Origin of the sequence: Actinomadura montaniterrae (assembly GCF_008923365.1) — a bacterium.
Classification (GTDB): domain Bacteria; phylum Actinomycetota; class Actinomycetes; order Streptosporangiales; family Streptosporangiaceae; genus Spirillospora; species Spirillospora montaniterrae.
In genome coordinates, this window is record NZ_WBMR01000259.1 from 1 (window position 1) to 12,080 (window position 12,080).

Annotated in this window: 11 protein-coding genes; 7 read left to right on the top strand and 4 right to left on the bottom strand. The window is 75.9% G+C overall.

Features of this window, described 5'->3' with window-relative positions:
* A partial coding sequence (locus F9B16_RS51760) for a hypothetical protein (RefSeq protein ID WP_192809292.1) occupies positions 1 to 1,171 on the top strand: 1,171 nt, incomplete at its 5' end.
* Positions 1,172 to 1,204: 33 nt separating this feature from the next.
* Here the strand turns inward: F9B16_RS51760 and F9B16_RS44065 are convergent.
* Positions 1,205 to 1,966 (bottom strand): SDR family oxidoreductase, encoded by a 762-nt coding sequence (locus F9B16_RS44065; RefSeq protein ID WP_151546225.1) that lies wholly within the window; start codon positions 1,964 to 1,966, stop codon positions 1,205 to 1,207.
* Positions 1,967 to 2,037: 71 nt separating this feature from the next.
* Here F9B16_RS44065 and F9B16_RS44070 point away from each other — a divergent pair, with 71 nt between their 5' ends.
* Complete coding sequence (locus F9B16_RS44070) at positions 2,038 to 2,937, top strand: LysR family transcriptional regulator (RefSeq protein ID WP_225992479.1); 900 nt, start codon at positions 2,038 to 2,040, stop codon at positions 2,935 to 2,937.
* A 114-nt stretch (positions 2,938 to 3,051) separates the two neighbouring features.
* Positions 3,052 to 3,495: a DoxX family protein gene (locus F9B16_RS44075; RefSeq protein ID WP_151546226.1), complete on the top strand. Its 444-nt coding sequence runs from the start codon at positions 3,052 to 3,054 to the stop codon at positions 3,493 to 3,495.
* Positions 3,496 to 3,545: 50 nt separating this feature from the next.
* Here F9B16_RS44075 and F9B16_RS44080 read toward each other — a convergent pair whose 3' ends face one another.
* Entirely contained in the window at positions 3,546 to 4,568 is a 1,023-nt protein-coding gene (locus tag F9B16_RS44080; RefSeq protein WP_151546227.1) for a 3-oxoacyl-ACP synthase III family protein, read from the bottom strand.
* Between the two features lie 214 nt (positions 4,569 to 4,782).
* Between F9B16_RS44080 and F9B16_RS44085 the strand changes: the two genes are divergently transcribed.
* The 3 genes from F9B16_RS44085 to F9B16_RS44095 all read left to right on the top strand — a co-directional run bounded on the left by F9B16_RS44085 (position 4,783) and on the right by F9B16_RS44095 (position 8,539).
* Positions 4,783 to 5,886 (top strand): ACP S-malonyltransferase, encoded by a 1,104-nt coding sequence (locus F9B16_RS44085; RefSeq protein WP_151546228.1) that lies wholly within the window; start codon positions 4,783 to 4,785, stop codon positions 5,884 to 5,886.
* Between the two features lie 98 nt (positions 5,887 to 5,984).
* A complete protein-coding gene (locus F9B16_RS44090; protein ID WP_225992480.1) occupies positions 5,985 to 7,790 on the top strand; it encodes an acyl-CoA dehydrogenase family protein in 1,806 nt (601 codons plus the stop codon).
* 173 nt (positions 7,791 to 7,963) lie between these two features.
* Complete coding sequence (locus F9B16_RS44095; protein ID WP_151546229.1) at positions 7,964 to 8,539, top strand: TerD family protein; 576 nt, start codon at positions 7,964 to 7,966, stop codon at positions 8,537 to 8,539.
* A gap of 64 nt (positions 8,540 to 8,603) precedes the next feature.
* On the opposite strand, the gene F9B16_RS44100 is transcribed toward F9B16_RS44095, so the two are convergent.
* Both F9B16_RS44100 and F9B16_RS44105 read right to left on the bottom strand, forming a co-directional pair.
* Positions 8,604 to 9,026, bottom strand: a complete 423-nt coding sequence (locus F9B16_RS44100) for a RidA family protein (RefSeq protein ID WP_151546230.1) — start codon at positions 9,024 to 9,026, stop codon at positions 8,604 to 8,606.
* Between the two features lie 111 nt (positions 9,027 to 9,137).
* Positions 9,138 to 10,856, bottom strand: coding sequence for a class I adenylate-forming enzyme family protein (locus tag F9B16_RS44105; RefSeq protein WP_225992481.1), 1,719 nt, complete (start codon positions 10,854 to 10,856; stop codon positions 9,138 to 9,140).
* A 190-nt stretch (positions 10,857 to 11,046) separates the two neighbouring features.
* On the opposite strand from F9B16_RS44105, the gene F9B16_RS44110 reads away from it, so the two are divergent.
* A complete protein-coding gene (locus tag F9B16_RS44110) occupies positions 11,047 to 11,832 on the top strand; it encodes an HAD-IIA family hydrolase (RefSeq protein ID WP_151546231.1) in 786 nt (261 codons plus the stop codon).
* Positions 11,833 to 12,080: the final 248 nt, after the last annotated feature.

A 12,080-nucleotide genomic window follows, 5' to 3' on the forward strand; every position in this document is an offset into this window, starting at 1 on the left:
GGTGGCGGTGCTGCCGTGGGCGGCGTCGCGGCTGCGGTGGCGGACGCTGCTGCCGGCCGCGTGGGCGGGCGCGGCGCTGTGGGCGGTCGCGCTCGCCGCCTGCGACGGCTGGGACGCGCTCGCCCGGCCGCTGGACGCGCCGACCGAGTACCCGGCGGGCCTGGCGCAGGTGCGGCCGGACCCGCTGGAGTGGCTGCGGACGTTCACCGAGCGGCTCGGCGGCTACACCACGCACGTGCGGGGGCACCCGCCGCTGCCGACGCTGACGCTGTTCGCGCTGGAGAAGGCGGGGCTGCCCGGCACCGGGTGGGCGGCGGCGTTCGTCATCGCGTCGGGCGCCTCGGCGGTCGCCGCGATCGCGGTGACGCTGCGGTGCGTCGCGGGGGAGCGGGCGGCGCGGGCGGCGGTGCCGTTCCTGGTGCTGGCGCCGCTGGCGCTGTGGGTCGCGACCGCGATGGACGCGTTCTTCCTCGCCGTCGCCGCGTGGGGGACCGCGCTGGCGGCGGTCGCCGCCCGCCGCGCCGGTCCCGTGTCGGCGGCCGTCGCGGCGGTGGCCGGCGGGGTGCTGCTGGGAAGCCTGCCGTACCTGTCGTACGGTCTGCTGCCGCTGTTCGCGGTGCCGCTGGCGGTGCTGCTGCTGTCCCGCCCGCGCCCGCGGGTGCTGGCGTGCCTGGGCGCGGGCCTGGTGGTGGTGCCGGCCGCGTTCACGCTGCTGGGGTTCTGGTGGCCGGACGGCGTCCGCGCCACCCTGGACACCTACCTCGTCAGCCGCGGCTCGGCGCAGCGGTCCTACGCCTACTTCCTGTTCGGCGACCTCGCGGTGCTCGGGCTGCTGACGGGCCCCGCGGTCGCGTACGCGCTGCCGCGCGCGGCGGGTGCGCTGTGGCGCGCCGCGCGGACCAGGGCGATGTCCCCGGCGGCCGCGGTGGCGCTGCCGGCGTGCGCGGCGCTGCTGGGCGTGGTCGTGCTGGACCTGTCGGGGGTGACCAAGGGCGAGGTCGAGCGGATCTGGGTGCCGTTCGCGGCGTGGCTGGTGGCGGCCGCGTCGCTGCGGGCCCCCGGTTCGGTGCCGGGCGCGGGGTCGGTGCCGGGTGGGGGGGCGCGGTGGTGGCTGGCGGCGCAGGCGGCCACGGCGCTGGCCGTCCAGGCCCTGGTCCTGTCGCCGTGGTGACCGGGCCGCCCGCCCGGTCACCACGGGGACGGGTCACCAGGGGACGGGGCCGTCGTCGTCGAAGAACCCGCCGGTCGGGCCGCCGTCCGGGAGGGTCGCCATCCGGATCGCGATCGCGGCGCCCTGCTCGGCGGTGCGGGTGATGGTGCGGCCCGCGCGGATGTGCTCGGTGGCGAAGTCGGTGGCGCAGGCGCCGGGCGCGACCGCGTTGACCAGGACGCCGGTGTCGCGCAGCTCCTTGGCGTACTGGACGGTCAGCATGTTCAGCGCGGCCTTGGACTGCGGGTAGGACGCGACGGCGCCGAGGTTCCAGAAGTAGTGGTCCGGGTCGGTCATGTGGGCCAGCGACCCGGTGCCGCTGGAGACGTTGACGATCCGCGCGGCGGGGGAGCGGCGCAGCAGCGGCAGCAGCGCGTTGGTCACCCGCATCACGCCGAACAGGTTCGTCTCGAACACCTGGCGGGTGCGGTCCAGGTCCGCCTCGGACGGCAGGTCGCGGACGCCGCCGGAGATGCCGGCGTTGTTCACCAGCACGTCGAGGCGGCCCGGGGAGGCGGCCACGGTGTCGGCGGCGGCCCGCACGCTCGCGTCGTCGGTGACGTCCAGCAGGACGAACCGGACGTCGTACCCGGCGTCGCGCAGGTCCGCCGCCGCCTTCCCGCCGAGGTCGGGGTCGCGGGCGGCGAGCAGCACGGTCATCCCGCGCGCGGCGAGCCCTTCGGCGATGGCGCGGCCGATTCCCTTGTTCGCCCCGGTGACCAGGGCGACCTTGCCGTTATTCGGTGTCTCGGTCATGTCCTTCACTCCACCACCGCCCCCGGGCCGGACTCCAACACCGACCGGACCCCGATCGATACCCTGGAGGTATGGATGTGGTGGAGACGCGGGAGCTGGCCTACTTCGTGGCGGTCGCGCGGGAGCTGCACTTCGGGCGGGCCGCCGAACGGCTCGGCATCGCCCAGCCGCCGCTGTCGCGCGCGATCGCCCGGCTGGAGCGGCGGCTCGGCGTCCGGCTGCTGGAGCGCACCAGCCGCCGGGTGACGCTGACCCCGGCGGGCGAGACACTGCTGGCCGAGGGCGGCGCGGCGCTGGCGGCCGTCGAGGCCGCGGTGCGCCGCACCCGCCGGGCCGGCGGGTCCGGGGCGCGGCTGGCGCTGGCGATGAAGCCCGGCGGGGACGGCGGCGGGCTGCTGCCGGAGATCCTCGCCGAGTACGAGCGGGAACCGGACGCGCTGCCGGTGGAGATGGTGTTCGGCTACGGCGCGCGGCAGGCGCTGGACGACGGCCGCGCCGACGCCGCCCTGCTGTACGCGCCGCGCGCCGACCTGACCGGCCTGGCCGTCGAGGAGCTGGTGGTGGAACCGCAGGTCGTCGTCGTGCCCCGGACGCACCGGCTGGCGGGCCGGGCGCAGGTGTCGATGGCCGACCTGGACGGCGAGGTGCTGCCGCGGACCCCGTACCGGCCGGACGGCGACGGCCCGATGGTGACCGAGGGCGGCCAGGTGATGCAGCTGATCGCGCTCGGCCGGATGGTGGCGGTGCTGCCCCGCTCCTACCGGCGGCTGCTGCGCGACGACCTGACGGCGGTGCCGGTGCCCGACGCGCCGCCGACGACGCTGGTGCTGGCGTGGCCGGAGGAGTCGCGGTCGCGGGCGCTGGCGGCGTTCGTCCGCGTCACCGCCGCGATCGCCGCCCGCCACAACGCCCGCGAGGCGCCCGCCGACGCCGGTGCGGGGGCGCTCCGGGTGGTCGCTGACCTGCGGTGACGCGGCCCGCGAAAAAAATCGGAGAAAAATCCGGCGGGATGTCGATCCGGCGTCCGTCCGTGCGACGCGTCAGTGAAGGCACGAGACGAGCACGTCGCACGGAAGGACACCGCCATGACCGTCACCCAGATCCTCGCCACCCCCGCCACCGGCACCGTCGAGGGCCGCCGCCGCGTCCTGCGCCGCGCGCTGTGGGCCGCGCAGTCCCTCATCGCCGCGTTCCTGTTCTTCGCCTCGGCGATGCCGAAGTTCGCCGGGCAGGCCGACGCGGTCGAGACCTTCACCCGGATCGGCTGGGGGCAGTGGTTCCGGTACGTGACCGGGGCCGTCGAGGCCGCCGGCGCGATCGGGCTGGTGGTGCCGCGGCTGGCCGGGTTCGCCGCGACCGCGCTGATCGGCCTGCTGGCGGGCGCGGTCCTCACCCACCTGCTGGTGCTGGACGCCGCGTGGGCGCTGTTCCCGGCCGCGCTCGCGGCCGTCTGCGCGGTGATCGCCTGGGACCGCCGCGCCGAGACCCGCGACCTGCTGCGCTCGGTCGCCGGCCTGCTCGGCCGGTGACGGCCCCGGCGGGGCGGGGGCGGGCGGCCATGCCGCCCGCCCCGGAGGCGTCAGGCGGCGGGCCAGGTGATGAGGGTGTGTCCCCAGGTCAGGCCGGCGCCGAACCCGGCGAGCAGCACCAGGTCGCCGCCGCCGACGCGGCCGGTCCGCACGGCCCGGTCGAGCGCGTAGGGGAGGCTGGCGGCGCCGATGTTACCGACGTCCTCCCCGGCGATCATCAGCTGCGCGGGGTCGAGGCCGGCGCGCCCGGCCAGCGAGGCCACCAGCCGCGGGTTGGGCTGGTGCGGGACGACCAGGGCGAGGTCGGCGGGCTTGATCCCGGCGTCCTCGCACGCCTCGTCGACCAGCCGGGGCAGCATCTCGGCGATGAAGCCGCGGACGGCGCGGCCGTCCATGTGGATGGTGTGGCCAAGATCGGCCAGCGTTTCCGCGCTGGCGGGCAGGCGGGAGCCGCCGGCGGGGATGAGGACGTCGCCGGCGCGGGTGCCGTCGGAGCCGAGCGTCACCGGCCCGATGCCGTAGGGGGCGGGGACGGGCCCGACGACCGCGGCGGCGGCGCCGTCGCCGAACAGCGCGGCGGTGCCGCGGTCGGCGGGGTCGAGGAACCGCGAGTACACCTCGACGCCGATGACCAGCGCGTACGGGGCGGCGCCGCGCTGCGCGGCGAGCCAGCCGAGCGCGGCCTGCAGCCCGAACACGAACCCGGTGCAGGCGGCGGCGACGTCGAAGGCGGCGGCGCCGCGGGCGCCGAGCACCGCCTGCACGCGGCAGGCGGTGGAGGGGCCGAGCTCGTCGGGGGTGGAGGTGCCGAGGACGATCAGCCCGACGTCGGCGGGGCGCAGCCCGGCCGCGTCGAGGGCGTCGCGCGCGGCGGCGGCGGCGAGGTCGGAGGCGGCCTGCCCGGGAGCGGCGACGTGCCGGTTGCGGATGCCGGTGCGCTCCTCGACCCAGTCGTCCTCCAGGCCGAGCGAGCGCGCCACCTCGGTGCTGGGCACGCGCCGTTCCGGCAGGTAGGAGCCGGTGCCGCGGATCGCCCACCGGGTGTGCGCGGGCTGCTGGTCGCTCCAGGTCATGCGTCGCTCCCCCCAGCCGGCGGTGAGGCCGGCGGTCGTGGCCGGGCGCGGCGCGGCGGGGGCCGCGCTGCGGTCCGTCCGTTGCACCGACGGTTGCCAGGCCGATTCCATGAGTGAATAATCCCATTTCAGGATTTGTGTTCCATAACTCCTCGTTAAGCGGCCTTTATCCGAAAAGAAAAGAGAGCCTTCCTTCCAGGTAAGGAGACCTCGCGTGTCCCACTCCTCTTTCCATCCGGACGGCCCCTTCGACCCCGCCGGGGAGCTCAAACCCGATGACGTCTGCGCGTTCCTGTTCGCCGGGACCGGCTCGGCCGGCGTCCCCGACCTGCCCTCGCTGGCACGTTCCGGGCCCGCCGCCGCACGCGCCGCCGCCGACGTCCTGGACGCCGTCCAGGAGGGCCTGCCGGACGGGTGGCCGTCGCTGCGCGCGATCCTGCTGGAGGACCCCGCCGGGTACCGGGCGGCGGCCCGCGCCCCCGGCGTCGCCCAGCTCGCCGGCTACGCCTCCTCCGTCGCCGTCGACCGCGCGCTGCGCGCGATGGGCGTGCAGCCCGGCTTCGCCGTCGGGCAGAGCTTCGGGGAGATCGCCGCGATGGTCTGCGCGGGGGTGTTCGCCATCGCCGACGGCGCCCGGATGGCCGTCAGCCTCGTCGACGTCCTCGCCCGGCGCGGCGCGGGCGGCGGGATGGCGCTGCTGGAGGCCGGCGAGGACGGCGCCCGCGCCTGCATCGGCGCCGCCGGCGCGCCCGAGGTCGTCGTCGCGTGCCTGAACGCCCCGTCGGTCACCGTCGTGTCGGGTCCCGACGCGCCGCTGGAGGCGGTGCTGGCCGCCGCCCGCGACACCGGGGTGCGGGCCGTCCGGCTCGCCGTGCCCTACCTGTCGCACCATCCCGCGATGGCCGGCGCCGACGACGAGTGGTACTCGGTCATCCGCGCGTTCCCGCAGCGGCCGCTGGAGCTGCCGGTGCACTCCCCGGTGCGCGGCCGCGCCTACCGCGACGACGACGACCTGCACCGCGCGCTGGCCGACTGCATCGTCAAGCCCGTCCGGCTGCCGGAGACGCTGCGCGCCGTGCACGCCGCCGGCGCGACGGTGTTCGCCGAGGCCGGGTCGGGCAACGCGCTGTGCCAGTGCGCCCGCCTCAGCGTCCCGGACGCGCACACCTTCCTGGTGCCGCTGCGCGACCGGCCCCGCCAGGACGTGCCCCGGCCCCGCACCACCGAGACCGCGCCCGGCGCCGCCGAGGCGATCGGGCCGGACGGCCCGCCGGTCGGCAAGTCCGCGCCCGGCATCACCCCCGACCCACAGGCCTGACCCGCGCAGGCCCGCCCCCGGGTCCGGCCCCGGCCCGCTCCCGCTTCCGCCCGGCCCCCTTCAGCCCGACCACTCCGTCCCGACAGGAGAGCAGCGCGATGGGCATGTCCATGGGCACCTCCCCCGATGGCGACCTCGCCGGTTTCGTGCGCGGCGCGTCCCCCGGCCCCAAACTCCGCGAACGGCTCGCCGACGCCGTCCCCGAGGAGTTCTTCACCTACCCCGGCGGGCTCACCGCCCGCGACCACCAGGCCCTCACCTACGCGCGGCTGCGGCGCGCCGGGCTCGCCGCGCCGCCCGCCTCCGAGCTGCTGGACGACCCGCCGGCGCTGTGCGCGCTGCTGGAACGCGCCGCGATCGCCGACCCGGCGCTGTTCCACGTGATGCTGCTGCACTACACCCTGGCGCTCGGCCCCGTCATCCGGTTCGGCGCCGCCGAGGACGGCCCGAGCGCCGCCCGCGAGGCGCTGGAGTCGATGGACTCGTTCGGGACGCTGCTGATGACCGAGGTCGGCCGCAGCAACAGCCACCTGTCGCCGCGCACCGTCGCCCGCCACGACCCAGCCACCGGCGGGTTCGTGCTGCACACCCCCGACGTGCAGGCCGCCAAGTTCCCCACCAGCACCGCCCACCCCGACCTGCCCAAGACCGCCTGCGTGTACGCCACGCTCGTGCACGGCGGCGAGGAGCGCGGGGTGTTCGTGTTCACGGTGCCGGTCCGCGGCCCCGACGGGTCCGTCCCGCCCGGCGTGCGGGTCGTGCCGGCGCCCGAGACCACCGGCCTGCAGGTCGACTACGCGGCCGTGCTGCTGGAGGACCTGCACGTCCCCTACGAGGCGTGGCTGCGCGACGGCGCCCGCATCGACGCCGACGGCTCCTTCCACGACCCCGCCGGATCGCCCGCCGCGCGGCTGACCCGCTCGATGGGCATCGCGCCGGCGGTGTGGCGCGCGGTGATCTCCGCGTCCGCCGCGATCACCCGCGCGTCCGCCGGGATGCTGCTGGCGCACTCGGCGGGCCGCTCCACCCTCGGCCGGCTCGCGCCGCGCCGCCCGCTGACCGACTACCGCAACCAGCAGGAGGCGGTGCTGGGCGCGCTGGCGTCGGCGTACGCGCTGACCGCCGTCGCCGCGCACGTCAAGGCCCGCCGCACCTCCGCCGACGTCCCCGCCGGCGGGCCGGAGACCGCGTGGGCGCCGTGGTCGGCGGTCGACCGGGACCTGGCGCTGCTGAAGGCGGCGTCCACCGTCACCGCGCAGGAGACGGTGTCGACGTGCCGGGTCCACTCGGGCGCGCCGGGGTTCGCGGCCGTCGAGCGCCTCAACGCCTACCGGGGCCTCACCCACGCCTACATGAACGCCGGCGGCGACAACGAGCTGATCCTGTACGACACGGCGCGGGCGATGGCCGACCTGGACCGCTACACCCCGCCCGAGGCGGTGCCGGGCCCGCCGGACGGCGGTGACCTGGACTCGCCGCGGGTGCCGCTGTTCCTGGCGCGCGAGGCCGAGCGGCGGATGCGCGACGCGCTCGCCGCCCGGGTCCGGGCCGCCGCCGACGCGGGCGCCGACCCGTTCACCGCCTGGAACGACAACCTCGTGCTCGCCGCGCGGACCGCGACCGCGTGCGCCGACCGCGTCACGCTGGAGATCTGCGACGCCGCAGCCGAGTCGGGCCCGGCGGCGCTGCGCCCGGTGCTGCGCCTGCACGCGCTGAACTGGATGGCGCGCCGCGCCGACGGCCTGCTGGACGAGGGCGTCGTACCGCCGGGCTGGCTGCAGGAGGTGGACGCGGCGCGGCGGCGGGCCTGCGACGGGCTCGCGCCGCGCGCCGGGGAGCTGGCGGCGGCGTTCGAGCTCCCGCCGGTGATCACCGCGCCGACGGCGTTCCTCACCGGCGGCTGACCCGCCGCGGCCCCCTCGGGGCGGTGCGCCGGCGTGGGGGGGGGGGGGGGGGCCGCCCCCCCCCCCCGGCCACCGCGCGACCCCCCCCGCGGGGCGCGGGGACTGGCTACCGTTCTGCTAAGACAGGCCGCGGGTGAGGGTCATCCGCCCGGTCCGATACGGAGGTAGGCACAGTGGGAGTCAGTCTGAGCAAGGGCGGCAACGTCTCGTTGACCAAGGAGGCTCCCGGACTGACCGCGGTCGTGGTGGGTCTGGGCTGGGACGTGCGCACCACCACCGGAACCGACTTCGACCTGGACGCCAGCGCGCTGCTGTGCTCGGCGGAGAACAAGGTGCTGTCGGACCAGCACTTCGTGTTCTTCAACAACCTGAAGAGCCCGGACGGGTCGGTGGAGCACACCGGCGACAACCTGACCGGCGAGGGCGAGGGCGACGACGAGCAGATCAAGGTGGACCTGCAGGCGGTCCCGGCCGAGGTCGCCAAGATCGTGTTCCCGGTGTCGATCTACGACGCCGACGGCCGGCAGCAGAGCTTCGGGCAGGTCCGCAACGCCTTCATCCGGGTGGTGAACCAGGCCGGCGGCGGGGAGATCGCCCGCTACGACCTGTCGGAGGACGCCTCCACCGAGACCGCGATGGTGTTCGGGGAGCTGTACCGCAACGGCGCGGAGTGGAAGTTCCGCGCGGTCGGCCAGGGGTACGCCTCGGGGCTGGCGGGCATCGCCGCCGACTTCGGCGTGAACGTCTGACGGTGCTCCGGTGCGGAGGGGCGGGGCCCGGGGCCCCGCCCCTCCGGCGTTCTCCGGGACCGGGTCAGGCGGCGGGGACGACGGCGAGGGCCTCCACCTCGATGAGCAGGTCGTCGCGGACCAGCCCGGACACCTGGATCAGCGACGCGGCGGGGTCGACGCCGCCGGGCAGCATCTCCGCGCGGACGGCGCGCACCACGCCGACCTTCGACGCGTCGCGCAGGAAGTAGCCGAGCCGGATCACGTGCTCCCAGCGGGCGCCGGCGGCGGCGAGCGCGGCCTGCAGGTTGGTGAACACCTGCCGGGTCTGGGCCTCCAGGTCGCCGGGGCCGACGAGGTTCCCGTCGCCGTCCAGGGCGATCTGGCCGCTGGCGACGACGAGGCGCCCGGGCACGTCCACCGAGACGACGTGGCTGTAGCCGGGGCCGGGCGCCAGGTCCGGCGCGTTGATCCGGCGGATCCCGCCGGTGGGTCGTTGTTCGCTCACAAGATCACGGTACCCGGCGCGCCCGGGGGTGGACGGGCGCGCCGGTGCCGGTGAGCGGGGGGCCGGGAGACCGGGGCGGCGGGCGGGGTGGACGGTGGGCGGGGCGGCGGGTCAGCCGAGCAGCTCGCTGCGCAGCCGGGTCTTGAGGATCTTCCCCCCGGGGTTGCGGGGCAGGCCCTCGTCGCGGAACCAGAAGTGGACGGGCACCTTGAACGCGGCGATCCGCTCGCGCAGGAACGCCTGGATCTCCTCCGGCGCGGGCGAGGCGCCGGGGCGGGGGACGACGACGGCGCCGACCTCCTCGCCGAGGACGTCGTGCGGGACGCCGATGACGGCGCAGTCGGCGACGGCGGGATGCTCGTAGAGGGCGGCCTCGACCTCGGCGCAGTAGATGTTCTCGCCGCCGCGGATCAGCATGTCCTTGGCGCGGTCGACGATGTAGACGAACCCGTCGTCGTCGACGCGGGCGAGGTCGCCGCTGTGGAACCAGCCGTCCGCGAACGCCTGCGCGGTCGCCTCCGGCTTGTTCCAGTACCCCTTGATCACGTTGGGGCCGGCGATGAGCAGCTCGCCGACCTCGCCGGCCGGCAGGTCCTCGCCGGTGGCGGGGTCGACGACCCGCACGTCGCAGACCGCGACGGGCGGGCCGACGCTGTCGGGGTGCTCCAGGTAGTTCACGCCGCCGTTGTAGGTGGTGACCGAGGAGGTCTCGGTGAGCCCGTAGCCGTTGCCGGGGACCCGCTGCGGCAGCCGCTCCTTGATCTTGTCGACGAGGGCGGGCGCGGCGGGCGCGCCGCCGTAGCTGACGCCGGTGAGGCTGGAGGTGTCGTACTTGTCGAAGTCGGGGGAGGTGAGCACCTGCCAGGCCATCGTCGGCACGCCGCCGAACCCGGTGACGCGCTCGCGCTCGATCAGCTCCAGCGCCTTGGTGACGTCCCACTTGTACATCAGCACGACGGTGCCGCCCTGCAGGGCGCTGGACACCAGCACCGAGTGGCAGCCGGTGGCGTGGAAGAACGGGACGCTGAGCAGGGTGACGCGCGGCTGCGGGGTGGTGAGCTGCTCGAGGGTGGCGCCGGCGCGCACGCCGGCCGACAGCAGCCCGTAGGCGAGGCTGACCGGGTTGGTGGTGATGTTGCGGTGGGTGCCGAGGGCGCCCTTGGAGCGTCCGGTGGTGCCGGAGGTGTAGAAGATCGTGGCGTCGTCCTCGGGGCCGATCTCCACCTCCGGCAGGCCGTCGGCGCCGTCGTCCAGGGCGCGGGCGAGGGCGGTGTCGAAGGCCTCGCCGCCGGCGGGCGGGTCGCCGCCTGGACGGGCGACCAGCAGCGGGATGCCGAGGCCGGGCAGCACGCCGGCGAGGCGCTCGGCGCGCTCGGCGTCGGCGACCAGCAGCCGGGCGCCGCTGTCGCGCAGCCCGTACTCCAGCTCGTCGGCGCTCCACCAGGCGTTCAGCGGGACGACGACGGCGCCGGCGGCGGCGGCGCCGAAGAACGCCACCGACCATTCGGGGTAGTTGCGCATCGCGATCGCGACCCGGTCGCCCTTGGCGATGCCGTACTCGGCCGCCAGCAGCCGCCCGAACGCCGCGGCGCGCCGGTGGTGCTCGGCGAAGCTCAGCCGGTCGTCCTCGTAGACCAGGAACGGGGCGTCGCCGTGCCCGCGCGAGAGCTCCAGGACGTCCCGCAGGGTGGTCGGGGCGTTCTTCCAGACGCGGGTCCGCACGCCGCGGATGTCGACCTCGTCCATCTCGAAGAGCTGGCCCGGGGCCGTCAGCCGGGCTCTGACCTCGGCGATCGTCAGCTCGGGGCCGTTCGTTTCGCGGCTCTGCACGCGCGCCTCCCGCGGACTGCACCGGCGCGCCGCCGAGCGGCCCTTTCACCGAACACGGTTCGGCGCACCGTGGGGCAAATCTATGATTTGTCTCACTCGCCGGTCAACGGTCCGCCCGGTCGCCCCCCGGTCGCCCCTGGACGTCCCCGGACCGTTCCACGCGACGATCTCCACCTGCGACAATGGGGACATGACCGAGCGCAAGCCGATCGAGTACTGGCTGTCGGACATGGACGGCGTGCTGGTGCACGAGGGCCACCCCGTCCCCGGCGCCGACGAGTTCATCCGCAGGCTCGCCGCCTCCGGCAAGCCGTTCCTCGTGCTGACCAACAACTCGATCTACACCCGCCGCGACCTGTCGGCGCGGCTGGCCGCGCTCGGGCTGCAGGTCCCGGCCGAGTTCATCTGGACCTCGGCGCTGGCCACCGCCCGGTTCCTGGCCGACCAGCGGCCCGAGGGGTCGGCGTACGTGATCGGGGAGGCGGGGCTGACCACGGCGCTGCACGAGGCCGACTACGTCCTCACCGACATCAGCCCCGACTACGTGGTGCTCGGCGAGACCCGCACCTACAGCTTCTCCCAGATCACCCAGGCGATCCGGCTGATCGAGGGCGGCGCCCGGTTCGTGGCGACCAACCCCGACCCGGTCGGCCCGTCCCAGGAGGGCTCGCTGCCCGCCTGCGGCGCAGTCGCCGCCATGATCACCCGCGCGACGGGGGTGGAGCCGTACTTCGTCGGCAAGCCCAACCCGCTGATGATGCGGACCGCGCTGAACGTCGTCGGCGGGCACAGCGAGCAGACCGCGATGGTCGGCGACCGGATGGACACCGACATCGTCGCCGGCGTGGAGGCGGGCCTGGAGACGATCCTGGTGCTGACCGGGGTGACCCGCAAGGACGAGGTGGGCCGGTTCCCGTTCCGCCCGCACCGGGTGGTGCCCTCCATCGCCGACCTCATCGACCTGATCGACGCCTGACCCGCCCCCCGGCCGCCGCCCGGCCGCCGCCCGGCGCCGGACCGATACGATCAAGGGGAGATCGACGACAGGCGCCGTGGTGTGTTCGTGCAGGTCGAGGGCTCGGTGGCGCGCGGCGGGATCGGCCGGCGGGGCCGCGGCCCGCCCTGCCGCCGGACGCCCGCGGGCGCCCTGGCCGAGCGGAGCGCCGTGCACCCCCTTCAGGACCCTCCCGCCCCTTCGGGCCCGCCGCGTCCGTCGCGTCCGCT